17 protein-coding genes are annotated in these 19,692 nt (G+C 47.7%); 7 read left to right on the top strand and 10 right to left on the bottom strand.

Annotation, left to right across the window (positions count from 1 at the left end; translation table 11 throughout):
- Positions 1-29: 29 nt before the first annotated feature.
- The gene (locus tag ACFSRY_RS18885; RefSeq protein WP_377511771.1) at positions 30-533 is read left to right on the top strand and encodes a PAS domain S-box protein; all 504 of its coding nucleotides are present in this window, start codon (positions 30-32) and stop codon (positions 531-533) included.
- An 86-nt stretch (positions 534-619) separates the two neighbouring features.
- Positions 620-1,207 carry a sensor histidine kinase gene (locus ACFSRY_RS18880; protein WP_377511767.1) on the top strand — a complete coding sequence of 196 codons (588 nt, stop codon included), beginning with the start codon at positions 620-622 and terminating at the stop codon, positions 1,205-1,207.
- Positions 1,208-1,418: 211 nt separating this feature from the next.
- On the opposite strand, the gene ACFSRY_RS18875 is transcribed toward ACFSRY_RS18880, so the two are convergent.
- From ACFSRY_RS18875 to ACFSRY_RS18865, 3 genes are read right to left on the bottom strand one after another with little or no spacing between them, the layout of a single operon-like run.
- Positions 1,419-1,940 carry a GAF domain-containing protein gene (locus ACFSRY_RS18875; RefSeq protein ID WP_377511764.1) on the bottom strand — a complete coding sequence of 174 codons (522 nt, stop codon included), beginning with the start codon at positions 1,938-1,940 and terminating at the stop codon, positions 1,419-1,421.
- A gap of 29 nt (positions 1,941-1,969) precedes the next feature.
- Positions 1,970-2,383 (bottom strand): response regulator, encoded by a 414-nt coding sequence (locus ACFSRY_RS18870; RefSeq protein ID WP_377511761.1) that lies wholly within the window; start codon positions 2,381-2,383, stop codon positions 1,970-1,972.
- Between the two features lies 1 nt (position 2,384).
- Positions 2,385-5,294, bottom strand: coding sequence for a PAS domain S-box protein (locus ACFSRY_RS18865; RefSeq protein WP_377511758.1), 2,910 nt, complete (start codon positions 5,292-5,294; stop codon positions 2,385-2,387).
- 1,709 nt (positions 5,295-7,003) lie between these two features.
- Here ACFSRY_RS18865 and ACFSRY_RS18860 point away from each other — a divergent pair.
- A complete protein-coding gene (locus ACFSRY_RS18860; protein ID WP_377511755.1) occupies positions 7,004-7,438 on the top strand; it encodes an STAS/SEC14 domain-containing protein in 435 nt (144 codons plus the stop codon).
- A 194-nt stretch (positions 7,439-7,632) separates the two neighbouring features.
- Here ACFSRY_RS18860 and ACFSRY_RS18855 read toward each other — a convergent pair whose 3' ends face one another.
- Entirely contained in the window at positions 7,633-8,574 is a 942-nt protein-coding gene (locus tag ACFSRY_RS18855; protein WP_377511752.1) for a bestrophin family protein, read from the bottom strand.
- Between the two features lie 206 nt (positions 8,575-8,780).
- Between ACFSRY_RS18855 and ACFSRY_RS18850 the strand changes: the two genes are divergently transcribed.
- Positions 8,781-9,173, top strand: coding sequence for a hypothetical protein (locus ACFSRY_RS18850; RefSeq protein WP_377511749.1), 393 nt, complete (start codon positions 8,781-8,783; stop codon positions 9,171-9,173).
- Positions 9,174-9,267: 94 nt separating this feature from the next.
- The gene (locus ACFSRY_RS18845) at positions 9,268-9,528 is read left to right on the top strand and encodes a hypothetical protein (protein WP_377511746.1); all 261 of its coding nucleotides are present in this window, start codon (positions 9,268-9,270) and stop codon (positions 9,526-9,528) included.
- A gap of 395 nt (positions 9,529-9,923) precedes the next feature.
- Here the strand turns inward: ACFSRY_RS18845 and nhaA are convergent, their stop codons facing one another.
- From nhaA to ACFSRY_RS18825, 4 genes are all read right to left on the bottom strand, one after another.
- Positions 9,924-11,228, bottom strand: a complete 1,305-nt coding sequence (gene nhaA / locus ACFSRY_RS18840; RefSeq protein ID WP_377511742.1) for a Na+/H+ antiporter NhaA — start codon at positions 11,226-11,228, stop codon at positions 9,924-9,926.
- 323 nt (positions 11,229-11,551) lie between these two features.
- On the bottom strand, positions 11,552-11,782 hold the full coding sequence (locus tag ACFSRY_RS18835; RefSeq protein ID WP_377511739.1) for a transposase: 231 nt from the start codon (positions 11,780-11,782) through the stop codon (positions 11,552-11,554).
- Positions 11,783-11,814: 32 nt separating this feature from the next.
- Positions 11,815-12,492, bottom strand: a complete 678-nt coding sequence (locus tag ACFSRY_RS18830; protein WP_377511736.1) for an IS3 family transposase — start codon at positions 12,490-12,492, stop codon at positions 11,815-11,817.
- Positions 12,493-13,256: 764 nt separating this feature from the next.
- A complete protein-coding gene (locus ACFSRY_RS18825) occupies positions 13,257-13,778 on the bottom strand; it encodes a hypothetical protein (RefSeq protein ID WP_377511733.1) in 522 nt (173 codons plus the stop codon).
- Positions 13,779-14,614: 836 nt separating this feature from the next.
- Between ACFSRY_RS18825 and ACFSRY_RS18820 the strand changes: the two genes are divergently transcribed.
- Positions 14,615-15,781 carry a pyridoxal phosphate-dependent aminotransferase gene (locus ACFSRY_RS18820; protein WP_377511730.1) on the top strand — a complete coding sequence of 389 codons (1,167 nt, stop codon included), beginning with the start codon at positions 14,615-14,617 and terminating at the stop codon, positions 15,779-15,781.
- Between the two features lie 6 nt (positions 15,782-15,787).
- Complete coding sequence (locus tag ACFSRY_RS18815) at positions 15,788-17,773, top strand: prephenate dehydrogenase (protein WP_377511727.1); 1,986 nt, start codon at positions 15,788-15,790, stop codon at positions 17,771-17,773.
- A 253-nt stretch (positions 17,774-18,026) separates the two neighbouring features.
- Here the strand turns inward: ACFSRY_RS18815 and ACFSRY_RS18810 are convergent, their stop codons facing one another.
- Together ACFSRY_RS18810 and ACFSRY_RS18805 are read right to left on the bottom strand one after the other, a co-directional pair.
- A complete protein-coding gene (locus ACFSRY_RS18810) occupies positions 18,027-18,860 on the bottom strand; it encodes a DUF5602 domain-containing protein (RefSeq protein WP_377511724.1) in 834 nt (277 codons plus the stop codon).
- Positions 18,861-19,077: 217 nt separating this feature from the next.
- Positions 19,078-19,617, bottom strand: coding sequence for a cupin domain-containing protein (locus tag ACFSRY_RS18805; protein ID WP_377511721.1), 540 nt, complete (start codon positions 19,615-19,617; stop codon positions 19,078-19,080).
- Between the last annotated feature and the right edge of the window lie 75 nt (positions 19,618-19,692).

Below are 19,692 nucleotides of genomic sequence, written 5' to 3'. Positions count from 1 at the left end.
GTCTATTTATATTAGAAATTTAATAAATATTGATCAGTAAATTTAAGAGCCTTCTTCTCTTTGAGTCCCTTTTCAAGAACGCGGGAGTTGGTATTGCGGTGGTTGACGGTGACGGGGTGCCAATAAAGGTCAACACTAAGCTTTGCGATCTGCTCGGCTACTCGGAGGAGGAGCTGTTGGTGATGCCTTTCAAGGACTTCACCCATCCGGAGGACATGGAGAAGGACCTTGGGCTGTTCTCCGAGCTGCTCTCGGGTGTAATTGACTCCTATGAGATGGAGAAGCGCTACGTCAGGAAGGACGGCAGGGTGTTTTGGGGGATGCTGACGGTTTCCATGGCGGGGCAGGCTGATGGCACAGCCACGGTGATGGGGATGGTGCAGGACATTGACTCAAAAAAGAAGGCTGAGGGAGAGCTTCTTGAAAGCCAGATGCTGCTCAAGCAGCACAACGCCTACAAGGACAAGATCTTCTCCGTCATTGCCCACGACCTGAGAGGCCCGGTTAACAGCACCGCAAGGCTCTGGAGATAATCGAGAAAAACAGTGGCTCTTTCCCAAAGGAGAAGATAGTTGACCTCATCTCCAAGCTGAGGCGAAGTGCCCACACAACGGCAGAGATGCTCGAGAGCCTGCTGGCTTGGTCCCAGTCCCAGTTCAGGCAGTTGAGGTTTGAGCCTGCGTCCCTGGCGCTGGGAGAGGAGGTGGAGAAGGTGGTCGGGCAGTTGCAGCAGCAGGCTTCCGACAAGAGCATTCCTGTCCAGGTTGACGTGCCTGCCGGGCTGTGGGTCCACGCTGACAGGCAGATGCTGCACCTGATCCTTCGAAATCTCTTGTCCAATGCCATTAAGTTCTCCGAGGCTGGTAAGGCAGTGCGTTTAGAGACTGCCAAGAGCTCCTCTTTTATCCACGTCTCCGTCAAGGATGAGGGGGTGGGCCTGAGCCCGGAGAGCATCTCCAGACTGTCGGGCCGAAATGCGGACGGCTTCACCTCCTATGGCACGAAAGGGGAGAAGGGAACAGGCCTTGGCATCAACCTTTGCATGAACTGCATTGAGATGCACGGGGGCAGCCTCCTGATTCAGAGCGAGGAGGGCAGGGGGAGCCGGTTCACTTTCTCTCTCCTCGCCTCGGCCCCAGAGAAGAACTCTGGCGCCCTCTGTTCCGAGGGATTAAAGGGATGCAAGTCAGCCTTGGGATTAAGCTAAAAGCAGCCAGGGCTGTCGATGATCCGCCACTTTATTATTCAGCAGCTGTTTTGAGGAACAGCACTGTTAAGGGTATTTTCAAGTAATGGAAGATAGAAAGAGGGCGGCATTTAGTCAGTGCCGCCCTCTTTCTATCTCATGGATGACTTGCAATGAGGTGTGAAAACGGTTAAAGTTGGACGTGAGTGCTTTGATGCACTCACGCGCCTTGTTACCTGGCAATCTTGTTTCTTTTCTCCTCCAGCTCCTCCATGACAACGGCAGCCAGTCCTTCCAGTAATGTCTTATCCTCAGAAGAGAACTCCCTTGGCTTTGTGTCCCCAATACCAACGACCCCTATGTTGAAGCCATCCGGTGTTCTCAGCGGCGCGCCCGCGTAAAACTGAAGTCCGAAATCACCATGGACAAAGGGGTTTGAAAACAGGCACGGCTCCTGTTTTGCGTTCTCAAACACAGTCACCTCGTCCCTGAGGATTGCCTGCGAGCACAGGGTCACCCCCCTGTCAAGCTCACAGAATCCGTCCATGCCCATGCTGGAGTTTACCCTTGTGACTTCCCTGTCCACAAAGTTCACAAACGCTATCGGCACGTTGAAAACATGCGCCGCCATGCTCACCACATGCTGGAATGTGCCTGTTCTTTCATACTCATCCAGGCTTTTGTAGCCGACCAGCCTTCTTAGCCGACGCTCTTCTTTCTCTGAGATGGGCGGAGTCTTTAGTGAATTTTCCATGAGTAAAATGGTGCTACTAGTTTTGTGTGCTACTGAGTAAAGCTTTGATCCAGTAAGGGGTGTTGAGAAAGAACAAGTTTGATGTCTTCGCTCTTGATAGGCTTGTGTATGAGCCCTGACACAAGCGGATATTCCTCTGTTCTCCATGTGTCTGCCAGATCAAGGGAAGAGGTAAGAATGTAGATGCTGCACCTTGCTTTTATCTTTGGGTTAAGCTGAGCCGCCGCCAGTGCGTCCAGAAAGCCCCATCCGTCCATGACAGGCATGTTCAAATCCAGAAAGATCAGATCAGGGACAGCATCGTCTCCCCCTGAACCCAAGGCCTCCAGGGCCTCTGCGGCAGACAAAAAATATTTGGTTTCATGTGTAAAGCCTTCTAAGGCGAGCATGCTCTCTGTCAGGAATATACTTAGCTGATCATCGTCTATGAGGAAAATCTTCATACTACATCTTGGGTAAATAAATCAAAAACTTAGTGCCTTCTCCAACTTTGCTTGCCACCTCCACATGACCGCCTATGGCTTCTAGATGGGTTTTTACAAGGTAGAGGCCTATTCCCCTGCCTTTTTTATCTGTGTGGAACCGCTTGTAGAGCTTAAAGACACTATCCCGGGCCTTTTGCAGATCAAAGCCACACCCGTTATCGGCAAAAGAGAGAAGCATGCCTTTATCAGAATTGCTGAAGCACTTGATGGACACAGCAAGGACACGTTCCTTGGATCTGTACTTGATGGCGTTTGACAGCAGGTTATAGAATATGCTGTAGAGGTAGGCTTTGTTTGCGCTGACGCTAAGTCCCTCTGCTATGTCATCAGTAACAACCCCGCCGCAATCATTAAGCGAAGCACTCAATGAAGACACCACCTGCTGTATGACGAACTTTACACTGACTTGCTCTGTCTCCAGGTTCCCTTTGCTGTCCCTTATGCTAAGGATGGTGTTCATGTCCTTCATGACCGTGTCGAGCCGGACCATGCTCTCCTGCAGGTTAGCCAGAGACTTGTCGAACATGTCTGTACGCCTGTCGATCCTGGTCAGCAGGTTTGCAAGCCCGAGGGCATTGGCCACTGGTGCCCGGAGGTTGTGCGAGACGATGTAAGTGAACTGCTCCAGGTCCTTGTTTTGCCTGTACAGGTCCTTTGCCAGCCTTGAGAGGTCCAGCTCCTTGTCCTTTAGCAGGGTGATCTCAGTCTGGACCTCAATAAACTTTGACGGCTCCCCGTTCTCACCAAGAATGGCTGTTATGTCCACACTCACCCATGCCTCCTCCCCATTTTTCTTTCGGATGCGCTCCTCAAAGGAGATCGCCTCTCCCTTCAGAAGCTTTTCCTCCAACACCTCAAAAGCCTTGTTGCCCTTGCTGTGATGGTGCAGCAGCTTAGAAGGGGTCTTGCCTGTGGCCTCTGGCAAGGTGTAGCCTGTCAGTTTTGTGAAGCCCTCGTTCACCCACTCGATCCGCCAGTCTCGGTCGGCTATGATCACGCTGTTGTTCGTCTTGCTTGCAACCAGCGACAGTTTTTCTAGTTCCTGCTGTATTTCCTTCCTTTCAGTAATGTCCTTTTGGATGGCAATAAACCTTACAACCTGGCCTGAATCATCACATATAGGTGTGATGTCCATGGAGAACCACACTTTTTCCCCCGTCTTTTTGTAGTTGATGATGTTGGTGTTGAAGGGAACGGCTTTAAGGAGCATCTCACGCATGAAACCAACAGTCTTTTTGTCTGTTTCGGCCCCCTGCAGAAGCGTGCCGGGCTTTCTGCCTACTATCTCGGAATGTGAGTAACCGGTGAGCCTTGTAAAGCCCTCGTTCACCCACTCCGTAAATCCGTTTGCACCTGTAATAACAACCCCATGAGCTGTCTTGCTAGCCACCAGGGAGAGCACCTCAAGCTCCTGCTGGTGCTTCTTCAGGTCTGTCACATCGGTCTGTATGCTTACAAAGCCTGCTACCTCCCCGTCTTCCCCAAATATCGGGTTCACTTTAATGGACAGCCACAGGTCTTTTCCGGCTTTTGTCTTATTTAACACCTCAAAGGCGGCAGGCTGCCCATGGATCATCTTCTCCTTCACGGAAGCCAATGTGGAACTGTCTGTCTGGGCGTGCCCGAGCAACTCGATCGGCCTTTTCCCCACTGACTCCTCCAAGAGGTAGCCTGTCATTTCGGTGAAGCCCTCGTTCACCCACTCTATCCTGCGGTCCGTCCCCATGATAACGACGCCGTTTGTCGTGGTGCTTGCCACAAGCGAGAGTCTCTTTGCTTCCTGCTGTGCCTTGACTTTGTCTGTGATGTCACTGAAGTAAACAGATAGCCCTTCCGTTGACGGGAACACCTTTACCTCGAGCCATTTCCCATGTTCAGGGGAGTAGGCATCGAAACGTGCAGACTTCCCTGTCTCCATTGCCTGCCTGTAGTTCCTGAAGAACTCCGGATTGCCCTCATCTGGATACAATGAAAAGAAGGATTTGCCCAGTACATCCTCTCTCTTAAAATGCGTCAGGCGCTCGAATTCACCGTTGACGTAGGTGTACTTCCAGTCCCTGTCCATGGTGCAAAAGGCATCCGTGATACTCTCCAGAATAGTGTTCAGCCTTTTTGCCTGCTGCTGGATGGTCTCATAGGACTCCACTAGGGGTGTGATGTCTGTTACCACTGTGTGAGCGCCGATCACTTCATCCCTGACGATGATAGGGTACTTCGTCGTGTCGTAGATCCTTACCTCTCCCCCTTTCTCCAACTCCAGGTCAAATCTCGTGGGGTTTCCCAGCAGCGCCTGCTCCAGGTACTTGTTGTTGACAGTGGCCGTATCAGGAGAGAGGAAGCAGGAGGCGGGTGATCCGATTACTTGCTCTTCACTTTTTCTGAAGGCTTTAAGGAAGCGCAGGTTAGCCTCCGTGACCAAGCCTTCCCTGCTTTCCACAAAAACGATTTCAGGGCTGTTGTCAAATAAAGTCTTATAGCGCTGCTCACTTTCTTCCAAACGGGCTTGAAAGGCTTTCTGCTCTGTCACATCACGACCCACATAGTACAGGAACCCGTCTTCTTCCGACCAGACTCCCATCCAGTGCATAGGCACTTCATGCCCCTGTCGGTGGATGTAGCGGTTCTCCAAGCTAGCTTTAGTGCCGCTCTTAAGTGCCTCCTGAATAACCTGTTGGGTGCTGGCCAGGTCGTCTGAGTGCAGAAACTCCGCAAAGTTCCTCCCTTCCAGTTCCTCCCGCACATAGCCCAGGACATTCCTGCACGCCTCGCTCACATACAGAATAAAGCCATCTTTATCTATGATCCCAAAAATATCCGGGGAGCTCATTACTATCTTCTCAAAATCAATCAGGCTTCGCTCCGGTTTCATCCTCTAAAGTTTACTTAGCCAACATTACTAATCATGTCGAATTGGGGGTGGATAAAAATAACTGATTTCAAATATATGAATATAATAAGTTAACAAACAAGCTTAACAGGTTCTTTTTCTGTTTTCTTTGTGTATTGACTATGCAATTATTACCATACTGTTAAACTAGTGATTAAACTTCCTACGCCGTTCCAGGGCGACCCTTGATCTCCTTGCCGGAACGCTTCCTTCACCCTCTGTTAGGAGATGGATGTGTTTCTGCCTTTTTTTCTGCTGGCTCCTGATTCAGGCCATGCACCAGAGAGCAGAGTTTAGGATGTGGTAAGGATACCATCAGAAATTGTCTATTGGGCTGTCTGAACATAATTAAGAGGAAGTAGTCGCTACCACAGGGGCTCAGGCCCAGGGGGACAGAAGCAGAGAGGCTGCCAAAGAAACTAGCTTCAGGCGCAGAAGAGCTTCTACCCCCGCCGCAGAGGCATGTGGCGTTCTTCACCCTCTCTCTGCAAATTCAGAGCTAGACATTCATATAGTACACTATAAGGGTGGTGGTGATCAAAAAAAAGCAGCCAGTAAGAAGAGCCTTCCTTCTTATACCGGCTTCTGTATGCTTCCTGGTATAGTTTGTTCATCGCATGCCTTTGCAAGGGAAAAATTAGAGCTATGGAATTATCAAGCACCTGTCGTCAATGCAGCATTATCCAATTCAACATTCATGGAGGCTTTGGGAGTCTGAAAACTGCCTTTTATAAATAATCAAAGAAAAACCAGTACAAGGAAAACGTTCTGATTTGCTTTAGGCAATGAAAGTTAAGAATAAAAGCCCAGGTACAGAAGACAAGGTGAAGAAGCCTGTCCTTTTCATGTGAAGAAGTGCTTTAACATTTAACAACAGTCATTGCTTGCTGGTCCGCTTCCCCCTCAAGCGGTTTCTCTTGAAGCTATACATGGAGTACCAGCTCCGCATATCCGCTACAGTCAGGTAAAGGCAATACAGGAAAAAAGGTACCAAAATAATAAGAGCGGCTACAAGCATTGTGTTCTTAGTGAATTTCGCAGCGCAAAATAGCACACCTGCTCAATAAAAAAAACATCCTAATGAGCCGTATATGGGACCCTCGCAAGCTCTAACAAGAGATGAAGCGATTTCTCCCTGTAGGAGGGACACAAGCCGATCAGGTCTTCTCCTGGCATAAGTTGGCAGCTCTTGACGGGTAATATCTGTTAAGGGCAAGGTCCGGGCACTACTTAACCGTGTCTATTCCCTGGTTCAGACATCTCAGGGAACGGCAATCAAGTGAGACGGTGCTACCGTGCCAAAACCCATCCTATGTGAAAACCACCTCTTGCCTTTCTTTTTAGTGAAGCTACACTTGAGGCATGTAAAGGCATTGGCGGCGCCCTTTGCTGCACTCATTTGTACTACGGTCCCAAGGCTGAACTTGGATGAAACTGGCCAGCACAGTGTGCCCAACCATTTTTTCTTTACATGCTGGCTACAGCACAGTGATGTGGAGACTAAAAGATTACTCTTATGGATATGCCTCTGGCATATTTCTTATGGCTGCTTTTCTGTAACTCTCCACTCTCTGTTTTTAAATACCAAGTCTCTCAAAAAGAAAACAATGGACTGCGCGCCAGGTAGCCTGATATACCTAAACCCTGCGCTGATAATATCAGTATGTAGTTTGTTTACACGATTCCCAGAGATGAGGCAGCAACTTTCAAACGCTTTCGGCAAGGTTTTCATTACCATTGAGGCAGACACAGAAAACAAGTGGGTACACACCAACTGGGTCGGCTATTTGACGCAGGAGAACATCAGGGCGGGCGCCCTGGCCTATACGAGCATGGTCAAGGAGCATGGGTTTAGCTGTGTGCTGAATGACACGAGCGAGGTTCTTGGGACTTGGGACCACTCCCTTGACTGGGTGGTAAACGAATGGTCATCGCAGGCAGCCACTGCCGGAATAAAGCACTTCGCTCTTATCACCACTCCTGAGTCTTTCGCGGGGGCTACGGCATCTAATTTCTCCTCTACCAACAAAGCTTTTGAGGTAAAGATATTTGCTGATGCACCCACTGCCGAGGCGTGGTTGCGCCAGCACTCCTTAGGAGCAGGGGTTAATCTGCGTTGGTCCTGATGCGTGGGCTGAAATATTAAAAGACGATGGAACAGCAGGTCGAGCTAAAGAAGCTGTTTGGGGATGTGTTCTTCACAGCCAAGTGGGTCAGCAACGGTACCTTTTTCCTTCCCGGAGGGCACACTTCCTGACTCTCCCAGGCTAAGCTCCGGCACTCTGCACTCCAGCCCGACGATGCGGCTTGAAAATGGGTGTCATAAAACAATGCCCTCCTGCGTCGTCTGCTTAACAGGAAAGTCTTGGTCGCCCCACTGCTCCTTGACGTTGGTTTCTATGGTGAGGCTGAGGGCGGTGAGCGGTACATCCTCCAGCTTGTTCTCGAATGGGTCCTCAATACGCTCACCCACCAAATCCAGCGCTAAAAACACGAAAGAAATCATAACGGAGACAGGAATAGTGGCCATGCCCATCTCACTCACGAAAGCGAAGGGCAACAACGAGGCATGTATGAACACAAAAACCCGGGAGAAGAAACTGTACTGGCGCGGGAAGGGGGTATTCTTGATTCGCTCGCTCATGCCCTGGATGTTGTTGAACTCCACCAGCGTGTCCTCCAGCTTTACAAACCGGTAATCCGAGACCCAACCTCTCTTGAAGGCCTGCCGCAAGTCCTCGCCCTGCAGCTCAAGTAGGAAGTTGGGAGGGTTGTTCTTGTGGTAGAAGGCCTCAAACTCATCTTTCTGTAGGAAAGCCTGTATATCGGTGTATATGTTGGTCTCCTCGTATATTTCTTCCTGGGCCGTTATGTTATAAGCATGCTTTAACCGCAGGAACACGCGCAGCGCATGCACAAAGGCAATGTGCCTGTAGACCATACGGCGTTGCAGTTCTTTTACCGCTGCGGCCTCCGCCTCTTCACTTGGAATGACCATCGTAATCACCTGGCGGGTCCAGGCGCGGCTGTAGTTAACCAGCAGGCCCCATATCTTGCGGCCTTCCCACCACCGCTCATAGGCACTGTTGCTCTTGAAGCCCAGAAAGATAGCCAGTGCCGTGCTCAGTGCGGTAACGGTGTTGAAAGGAATGCTCAGGTAGGCCACCTCAAAATGGTCATGGACAAGGTAAACAGCGACTGCCAGCAACAGGTAGTAAAGCAGGCTTTTCCATGCATAATGGAGGATTCCCCTCCAGCTCAAATTTCTCCGGACTATCATTTAACAGTATAAAGTATGAAGCTTTTACTTCAGGCGAGGGGAAAAGTTTTGAGATTTGACCTGTTAGCCTGACCTGTCTTAGCGACTGGCACCCGCTGTATCATACCGGCATTAGCACTTCGTCAGCCGGTACATTGGCAAGCGTCTGTTAGCGGCAGATCACTACCAATGGTATATTATGCGTTTTTATGTTCCAATGGGAAGCTAGGTCTCTCAATTTTTTCCCGTTAAGTTTAATTCCGAATTTTGGCGTGTGTTTTAACTATGGCAAGCTCATAAGCGAAAATAGAAAACAAGACAGCATTCCGCTACACCACCTCACAAGTTCCCCCTTTCTTGCATTTACCACAGAAAGTACGGATGACGAAACATTTGATGGACTTCACCGCCATGACTTTTATGAGATTATTTGGTTTGCCAAAACTGTCCCCAATGAGTCCGTTGAAATTGACTTTGTACCCTACCAGCTGAAAGAAAACGAAGTTTATCTTTTAAGGACAGGTCTTTCAAGTGAGAAAAACAACGCAGAAGGGCTATGTAATGGCCTTTGCAAAAGAGTTGTTTTATCAGTTGGTGGATAGACATTCCTTTGCCAGTAGGAGTGCCCAGTTAGGGTGGATTGGAAGCCATTAAAAGCCTGTTATCACTTATCCTGAAAGAATACAACCACCAAAAATGAATGGCACTGCTAAAGCCTTATTTAGTTTAGGTGCTTTTCTGTTTCATGCTGTGGCTGCAACGAATGGTGAGGAAAAAACAGGCGATAGCAGGATTAATGAACTGCTTCAACTGGTTGACCGGCACTACCTGCAACAACGTGAAGCAACATTCTATGCAGACCAGCTAAACAATAGTGTAAAACATCTGAACGCTCTTGTCAAAAGGAAAAGGGGCGCTAGGGTGAAAGAATGGGTTTTGCAACGGTTGATACTGTAGGCAAAACGTGAAATCCATTTTGGTAATCTGACCTCTAAAGAAATAGCTTATAGGCTGGGATTCTGTAAAGGATGTACTCAGCTAGCCAAGGGGGAAAAAGGACTACCTGCAGGGCTAGGATTGTAGGCACCTGCTGTTGATGATTAGCGCACGAGGGAACGAGGGGAGTGCGCGTAGCGCTGCAGTGTAGATCTGACAGGAATCGGAGGAAGAAATTTTAGCTTGCCTAGAAAGGTCGTATATGTCGGGAACAGGGAGAAACCAGCAGAGGGCATAGTAGCTGAGGATAATAAGCTGCACCACGAGGACTACGGCAGAGTTTGGCAATCTGAACATGCCTCTTCTTTAATCGGCATGGAGGTCAGTCCTTCTTGGGCGAAGGTGCACAGTTTACACTATTCAGCACTTCTAAGGGTCAAAACCCCAAGCGTGCCTGAAACAACGGATGCCAAGAGTATGCCGTATTTCGCCTGTTCAATCATATGTGGGTCTTTGAACGCCAGGGCGGCAATAAAAAGGGACATAGTAAAGCCCACACCGGCTACAAAAGCAATGCCCACAATATGCCTCCACGTAACTGCCTCAGGAAGGGGTACCACCCTGAACTTTACCAGCACCCAGGTAAATAACAGGATTCCAACCAGCTTTCCTAATACCAAACCTGCAAACACCCCTATGCTGATGGGATGTAAAAGATCGGAGAAGAAAGTTGAACCGATTGCAACACCGCCGTTAGCAAGGGCAAAGAGGGGAATAACCAAAAAAGTGACCCAAGGGTGTAGGGCGATTTCTATTTTCTGTAAAGGCGTCTGAGCTTCGGCACTCTTATTTTTTACTTTCTCAATTACCTGATGTTGCTTTTGAGTCATCAGAGGGCCCTGGTTCGGGATCTCCTCATCAAATTCTGCCACCAGCACTTCCAGACTAGCGGAATAAGCTGACTCATCTATCTTCGTACGTGCCGGAATAGCGAACGCTACCAACACCCCTGCGATAGTGGCGTGCACGCCGGAAAGCAAAAAGGCAAGCCACACTCCTCCAATGCCGATCAAAGCATAAAACAGCGTATTTCGGACTCCTGCACGGTTCGCTACCCAGAGAATGCTTAACAAAGCAAACCCGTAAGCAAGACTTTCAAAAGACAAATTTGAGCTATAAAAAAAGGCTATAACCAGTACAGCCCCCAAATCATCTATAGTGGCCAGAGCAACCAGGAAAACCTTTGCGGAAACAGGTACTTTTTTGCCTGCAAGGGACATGAGTGCCAACGCAAAGACAATATCAGTTGCCATGGGAATGCCCCACCCACTTAAGGAAGTTCTGCCTATATTGATGATAAAGTAGGTTAAGGCCGGAAAGATCATGCCTCCCAGGGCGGCAGCCATCGGCAATAGCGCTTTGTTGAAAGATGACAACTCACCAGCAATAATTTCACGCTTGAGTTCCAGCCCCACCACAAAGAAGAACATAGCCATAAGCCCGTCATTTACCCAATGGTGAAGCGAATAGGTTAAAAGGTAACCTGTTAAACCTATGGTAAACTCTGTTTCCCATAGCTGATGGTAAGCCTCACTCCAAGGCGAATTCGCCCATAGAATAGCAACAAGCACTGCTAACATCAAAACCGCACCTCCAGAGTTTTCATAGTGCAGAAACTTATTAATAGGCTCTATGGAGCGGTCAAGTATTGTTTTCTTCATCGTATGGATCTTTCTCCTTCGCCGTGTCTGCAACTAGAAGCAAAGCGCTCGTATAGTAAATCTGGATTCTACTAGCGTTATTAACGCCAAAGCGGGCTGCCTTTTGCTTTTACGTGATAATACCATGAGCCCGTAAAAGGAAGGTAAGAACAAGCGTCAACTCCTAGACTGGGTCCACCTTATTCGCCCCAGATAAGCAAGAAGCTGCACATTGCCGCATAGCAGACAGCAAATCAATATTAGGGCTCATGTTTTTTATCAGTTCCACCAGTATTTTGCTTACGCATATTCTGGAATTGCAACGGTTAACTGTAGGGTTTTTCTCAGGCAGCCATTCTTTGTTTGTATAGTCTTTCCTCATACTGGCCGGGTGTGAGGTAGCCCAGCGCTGAGTGTCTACTTTCCCGGTTGTAGAAGCCTAAGATATATTCAAAAACAGCCAGCCTGGCTTCTTGCCTGGTGGTGAACTTGCGGTGGTAGACCAACTCTGTTTTCAATGTCTTGAAGAAGCTCTCGGCCACGGCATTGTCCCAGCAGTTACCCTTGCGACTCATGCTCTACTACATACAGGTAATCCCTTCAGTTGTTAGCGGAAGACACTGCAGGCGTACTGCAGGCCCCGATCCGAGTGGAACAGCAGGTTTTGAGTCACCGGCCTGTTTCTCACGACCATCCGGAAGGCTGCCACTGTTGTCGATTCGGCCTCCATGGTCTCGCTCAATGCCCAGCCCACTACCTTCCGGTCTGCCGGATCGAGTATAGCCGTCAGATAAAGCCATCCTTCCCCGGTGTTGATGTAGGTCAGATCCGAGACCCACTTCTCTCCCAGTCTTTCGGCGGCAAAATCCCGGTTCAGGTGATTCTCAGCCACTGTGAAGACATGGTTGGAGTCAGTAGTCTGCACCCAGTGTTTCCTGCGCACGATGCTCTTTATGTGATGCTTTCGCATCAGACGGGCCACGCGCGGGCGAGAGGCTCTGATGCCTTGGTCCCTGAGCTTAAAACTGATGCGGGGAGAGCCGTAGCGGCATTTGCTTTGTTGGTACACTTCTTTCACAGAGGCAAGAAGCTGTTGCTCTTTGCGCTCCCTGAGCCCCACTGGGTATTTGAGCCAGTAGTAAAATCCGCTGATGCTCACACGCAGCACCCGGCACATCTTCTCGACGGGGTATTGGCACCGGTGCTCATTTATGAACCCAAATACCGCCCGTCTCCCCTGGAGAAGATGCTGAAGTCCTTTTTGGCGATGTCGATGCCCACGCACTGTCTTGTAGCTTGTTCCATAGCATGAGTGGTTATAGTTAGCGACCCTTCTTTCTCCTTCGTCTTGCCTTTTGTCTTACACTTGCTTATCCACGTTGATAGCCTTAAGTACTGTCCAGACTCTTAGAGAAAAGGTAGGGGGAATGGAGCTTCCTTTTTTACGGTATAGTACTGCTGACTTACCTGCCGCTCCATCTCTCATTCCCCCTGGTCAATGCACCTAGTCTAACTACGGTGAAAGGACCATTGTAAAACTTTGTATAAAGGTAAAAGCCGCTCCATTTGACGTGGAGCGGCTTTTTTACTGTGGTAGACCGAAGGATGGAATTATTGAACCTTATCCACAGGGATTTGGAAGCATTAGAAGGTTACCTGCAACTTTAGAACTCCATCTGATTCACATAGCTGAGGCAAACCAGAAAGCACACCTTCTGGAACATCGGGATACTGATTTGTGATAGCCTATCTTGAGTCACGAAACCACTCCTGGGCAGATCAGCAGGCTGGAATTTTTATATCATACTTCAGGTCAAAATCAAAGGCCTGACTCAAAGTAAATTTCTAAAGTAATATTCGAAAACCAATATATTTATGCTTTGAACATGATACCTTTGGCCTGTTATTAATCCAAATTTGGGAAGAGGTAAAATGGGAAAAAGGTTTTTTGTGTTTTCTTAGTGTTGACTGCATTAGTGGTTTTTCATCTTAGTAGTTCTAAGGAAACCGACTTAACTCTTAGATAAGCCTTTCCTTTCAGCAACAGAACTAGAAGCTTATGCCTACGCTTAATCCATACGGAGCATACAAAATGTCTTCTGTGTCTAAGCCTGTGAAAGGAACGCTTCCGTATACCCTGAGATTTACCTTTTTGGATCTTAAAGGCTGCAATCTGTATCCTACAATAGGGTAAGCTAAGTATTTTTCATTTGTGTTTCCATTTATCAAGGTACCTCCCAAACCGAATTCAGCAAAGTGTCTCCCTTTTCCTAAATTCCCTGTTACATGGTGCGTGACTGTTATGAATTGCTCTGGGGAACAACCTTCAGAGGAGCAAATGCTGAATTCTTCATTGTACCCTACACCTACCTTACCTGAGAAGAAAAAGCCTTGGCTGATGAAAAGCAATCTGTCGTAGTTTAAGGAGACAATAGAAGCATCCCCTAATAAGTTTATGTAGATATTATTTTGTGGTCTTATCTCTGGTTTGTCAGTTAAGCCTGCTTTACTCTGAGCAAACAAGCTTAGGCTGGATGCGGTAAGCGCAATCAACAACACGATTTTTTTCATGAGATTTTAGGTTGGTTTCTTAATTAGTTCTGGCTTTACATGAGTTGTGTCAGGCTTGTATAAAAGCCTGATACTGCTTCTTTAACGTTTTTAGTTTATTCCTCGTCAATCTGTACTTACTGTAAATGCTTATTTGTTTTTCCATGCTTTTACAATGGTGTTCTCATTTTTATAATAAGGTTGCTTTGCCCGGAAAATAAAATTTTGGTTACTTGTAGAAACAGCGTTAATAGCAGGTGAGTGATATTAGCACCCCAAGCAAAAAATAATTATTTTTAGGCTTTTTAATAACTTTAGGGCGCACAGCATCTAATCTCGATTTATATTTATTGTAGGAGAAAAGTTGATAATAGGTAAAAATGAACCAAAAACTATAAGTTGCTGCAGAGGAGTTGACTATCAAGTAAAGGAGGAGGTGGTAAATGCTGTCTGCACACAAGTATTATAAACGTGAGATTTTTCTCCAACAGCTTTTGAAACCGAGAACTTTATTATATATTAGCTTAAATAAATGGAAAAAGCACAGAACCATACAGCGTATTATAGCTACTACTTTAATAAGGGAGGCTAACCTGTGTGCTAAAAACAGATAAATTGTAAGCCTCCTGAACGGAGGCTTTTTTTATGCATCATGATGAACAGGAATTTAAATAGCAGCTTTTCTTTTTACTATTACTTCTATCTATGGAAGAAGAGGGGATTTCTATGGTAAAGAAAGCTGTGGTTTATTTACAAGAGTCCCCTCCGGTGGACTCTTTTTTGTTTAAAGAGCCTTTCAAATGGCAAAGGGCAGTCAGGAAGTTAAGATCAAGGATACTATAAATTAGCCAGTAAATATGATTATCATCGCAAAGAGGCTCCAAAGTGTTCAGGAATATTACTTTTCAAAAAAGCTCGGAGAAATAGCGCTGCTTAATGCGGAAGGGCGGGACATTATTAACCTTGGCATTGGCAGCCCGGACATGGCTCCTCCCCAGCAGGCGGTAAAGGCATTAAGCACATCAGCAAACAAGGCGGCCGAGCATGGATACCAGAGTTACAAGGGAGTGCGGGAGCTGCGGCAAGCGTTCTGTGATTGGTATGCTGCTTATTATAATGTGTCTCTAAATCCTGATACGGAGGTGCTGCCGCTTATGGGTTCTAAAGAGGGGATCACTTACATTTCGAACACATACCTGAATGAGGGGGACAAGGTGCTGGTACCAAACCCCGGCTATCCGGCCTATGCGGCCGCCACAAAGATTGCAGGAGGGGTTGTTAGAGAGTATGATTTGAAGGAGGAAAATAACTGGTTTCCGGACCTGAAGGCTTTGCAGGAGCAGGACCTGACCGGGGTAAAGATCATGTGGGTTAATTATCCGCACATGCCCACCGGGGCGCAGGCCTCCCGTGCCCAGCTAGTGGAGCTTGTTACTTTTGCTGAGCGTAATGGTATCCTGCTTTGCCACGATAACCCTTACAGCTTCATTTTGAACAATACCCCTCTTAGTATCTTCTCTGTAATGGGTGTAGCTGAGCATGTGCTGGAGCTGAATTCCCTTAGTAAATCCCATAATTTGGCCGGTTGGAGAGTGGGCATGGTGGCTGGTCACCCGAAACACATAGAGAACATCCTCATCGCTAAAAGTAATGTCGACTCCGGTATGTTCTTGGGTATACAAAAGGGAGCTATAAAGGCTTTAGAAATGCCCAGCGGTTGGTACGAAGGTTTGAACGAAATTTACAGGGAAAGAAGAAAAATAGTCTGGCAGATAATGGAAGAGTTAAAGTGCTCCTACAGCAGAAATCAGGCTGGACTATTTGTGTGGGGAAAGGTGCGTGATGAGGTAGAGGAAGTGAGCTGCCTGGTGAATGACCTCCTTTACAAAGCAGGAGTTTTTGTTACTCCCGGTTTCATTTTCGGAACAAATGGTAACAGGTACATCAGAGTATCCCTGTGCTCTGACACTGAGCGCTTAAAAAGTGCATTAAACAGAATAAAGACATTAGGAACAAAATTGTAAACAGTTATGAAAGTAGGAGTTATTGGTTTGGGACTAATAGGAGGCTCTATGGCACTCGACCTGCAGCAAAGAGACTTTGCGAAGAAAATAGTAGGTACAGACAACAATCCAGATCACATTGATATAGCCAAGAAGGCAGGTATTATTCAGGAAGAAGGCAGTTTGGCGGAAATAGCCCAAACGTGCGACCTGATTATCTTAGCCACTCCGGTAGATGTAGCCCCTGGTATACTGCTGGAGTTGCTAAGCCAAGTTAACGAAGAGACAGTCATACTTGATGTAGGGTCTACTAAAGAGCATATCTGCAGAGCAGTGGCCAAGCACCCCCGAAGAAGCCAATTCGTTGCATGCCATCCCATTGCAGGCACGGAGAATACCGGTCCTGGTGCTGCACAGAAAAAGCTGTTCGACCACAAGGTGAGCATCATCTGCAACTCCAATGACAGTGATGCCAGTGCGGTAAAGAAAGCGGAAGCACTGTTCGCTGCCCTGAAAATGGAGTCAGTACACATGGAGGCACGTGAGCATGACCGGCACATCGCCTACGTATCGCACCTGTCACACATTACTTCCTTTGCGCTAGGGCTTACAGTGCTGAACATCGAGAAAGACGAGAAAAGCATTTTCAATTTGGCGGGCAGTGGGTTTGCCTCCACTGTCAGGCTCGCCAAAAGCTCACCGGACATGTGGGCTCCAATTTTCAGTCAGAATGCGAGCCATGTTTCTGCAGCACTGGGCGCGTATATTGAGCAACTGATGCTATTCAAGGAAACAATTGATGAGGGGCTGATGACAGAAACCTATGATATGATCTCCACAGCTAATCAAATCAGCCGCATACTGGATGGCATTGAACTAAAAAACCGGCAGAAGTCTTTTGTTAAGTCTGAATTCAATAGTGGTGAAGTTAAAATTGCTCCGATTTCTGACTGGGTTTCTAACCTGCAACGCCCTTTGGTGATCAGTGGCCCTTGCAGTGCGGAAACAGAGGAGCAGGTGATGCAAACGTGCCAGCAATTGGCCGCAACGGGAAAGGTGGACGTGCTTCGGGCAGGTATCTGGAAGCCGCGAACAAGACCGAATAATTTTGAAGGCGTGGGCACCATAGGTCTGGAATGGCTTAAAAAAGCGAAGGAAGCCACAGGCTTGATGACTGCAGTAGAGGTAGCCAACAAGCAGCACGTAGAGGAAGCTCTGAAACATGGCGTAGACATACTGTGGATTGGTGCGCGCACCACCGTAAATCCTTTTTCGGTGCAGGAAATCGCCGATGCCCTGCAAGACGTTGACGTTCCGGTTCTGATAAAGAACCCCATCAATGCTGATCTGGAGTTGTGGTTAGGAGCAATTGAGCGTATAAGCGGTGCAGGAATCACAAAGCTTGGGGCCATACACCGTGGCTTTGCAAAGTATGGTGAAACGAAATACCGCAATGCGCCGCAGTGGCAGTTACCGATAGAGCTGAAAAGAAGATTACCCGACCTGCCTATGATCTGTGACCCGAGTCACATCTGCGGAAACAGGGAGCTTATTGCTGAGGTTAGCCAACAGGCGATGGACCTTAACTACACCGGCCTTATCATTGAAAGCCACATCAACCCTGACAAGGCCCTAAGTGATGCAAAGCAGCAGGTAGTACCTGAAAGGTTAGCGCAGATAATTAATGAGCTTGTGCTTAGAGACGGCTATTCTGGGAAAGTAATAACAGACGATACCCTGCAGGCGCTTCGCGAACAGGTGGATCAGTATGATAGTGAAATACTTACAATAATTTCTCAGAGGATGCAGGTAGTGGAGAGCATCGGGCAGTACAAAAAGGAAAACAACCTGACCATTCTTCAAACGTCACGGTGGAACGACATACTGAATCACTCGTTTGCTAAGGGAGAAAAGTTGGGACTTAGTAAGGACTTTATAGAAAAGTACCTAAAGGCAGTGCATCAGGAATCCATCAATCATCAGAGCGCAGTTATGAATCAATTAAAAAATTAAATAAACATGTAACACCAGTAAATTTGTCCTGTTTCAGGAATGATTTAGAAGGGGGAAGAGCTTGCAATTCTAAAGGGAGGCGCTGCTTATTTGAATTTATGGGTCCCATCTCAAAGCACATTCACCACTCTTTTGTTGTTGCCTAACATGAGGCAGAAAGCTCCTGTTAAGAAAACAGCACGGCTTCCTTGTTACATGGAAGCCGTTTGTTGAACAAGTCCCCCCTGCCAGGTTGTGACAGGGGGGCTTGCTGTTACCTGTTTCTGTTGTGCCACTCCAAGTCTGTGAGGGCTATGGTGTAAGTGCCGTCGGCACTGCGGCTAACCGTGTAGGATGCCGGGTAGTAGCCAGGGGTCTCATGTATCAGTAAGGATGGAACGGGTAACTTCACTGACTCACCTGTTTTAAGACTCATCAGGTACTCAAGCGTGATCATCGGCTCCAGGAAAGTTATCTTATCCTTGCTTGAACCGTAGATGAAAGTCCTGGAAAAACCCGCAGGGGAGAACTCAGGTGATCTGATGTCGCTCCAGTGGACACCCATTTGAGGAACGGCGAATGGCACAGGGCCAAACGTGTACACGGATGGGAGCACACCTTTTTCTATTAGCGTGTATGCCCCTTCGTCTATGCCACCTTCTATCCGCTTTAACTGCCCCTCTGTCATCATGTAAAAGTGGAAGTCGAAGTGGGGGCGGGAGTACACACCCTCCGGTTCGTGGCCCATCGGGTTCCAGTCGAAGGCGATAGTCTTTATCCCGGTGGCGCGTGCCTGCCCAGGCATTTCCAAAACATACCCCTGCATCATATGCGGCAGGTTTTGCAGTGCCTCCCTCGAAAGGTCTACTCCGATGGCGGAAGGTTTGCCGCCTACCATCTCCACCCAGGTACGGGCAGTGCCGCCCAAAGCTAAAGTTGTGGGGCCGTAATAGGTAGTTGTCTCTGCTTTTCGCAGCTCTTGCTGACTTGTAGCCTGTAAGGCATTAGGCTGTACATCCTCCTGGCTCTCGCAGCCAAACATGGCCAGGGAGGAAAGTAAAAGAGACGTTGCCAGCAGCTTATAGCTGCCAGATTTTAACTTGATCATAGTTTTGTGGTTAAAAATTAATAATAGGATGTATTACCGTCTGTAAGGGCTAGACAGCACGTTATTAAGGAAGCGGGATTAGTAGCTGTAAATTTAGTACATTATATTATTCTACAAAATAATATAATTAAATTCTTAGCACCTGTTTAGATGTCTCTGTTAGCCTTCAACTTGTAAAGCTGAATTCATGTGATCGAAGTGCTTCTGCTCACAGGCGTTAAACGAATCTGACCCCATACCGCCCGCAAATCTCGGTCACTTTAGCAAAGTCGGGAGGGCCTGCGGGAAGTTGTCCCAATTCCATAAACATATTTTCTAAGCCGGCAGGGAAAATACTTAAATCTACCCGCGCTTTTTGAGTTCCAACCACTCGCCAAGCGTGGGGTACCCCACGAGGCCCAAAGCCTATGTCACCGGCTCGCAGAACTGTTTTTGTGTCTCCTACCTCCATCTCTATTTCTCCTTCCAGCACTTTGAATATTTCATCTTCGTGCTCATGAACGTGTAAGGGCACGCCCACACCTGGTTCATTGTACTCCTGCATGAGTGAAAACTGACCACCAGTGTCTTCTCCCGTTAATTTGAAGGTCATGTTGTCTCCGATCACATTTACTTTTTTACCCTCGGCTGAGCGTATGACTTTAGCTGCCATTTTGGAGATTTTGCTCTCGGAGGATGTGGAAGCGAAAGCGCTTGGTGCTATCAGGGAAACACTAAGACCGATGGCTGACCTCTTGATAAATTCTTTTCTTTTCATAGTTTTTTTATGCAAAGTAAGGGCACAGCTATTCCAGTCACCATAGAGAAAGGTAAGGAAAGAATGTAAAAATGT

The organism is Pontibacter locisalis (assembly GCF_042684605.1).
Classification (GTDB): domain Bacteria; phylum Bacteroidota; class Bacteroidia; order Cytophagales; family Hymenobacteraceae; genus Pontibacter; species Pontibacter locisalis.
Note: the sequence above shows the minus strand (reverse complement) of the source record. Positions and strands in the feature narration are given on the sequence as shown.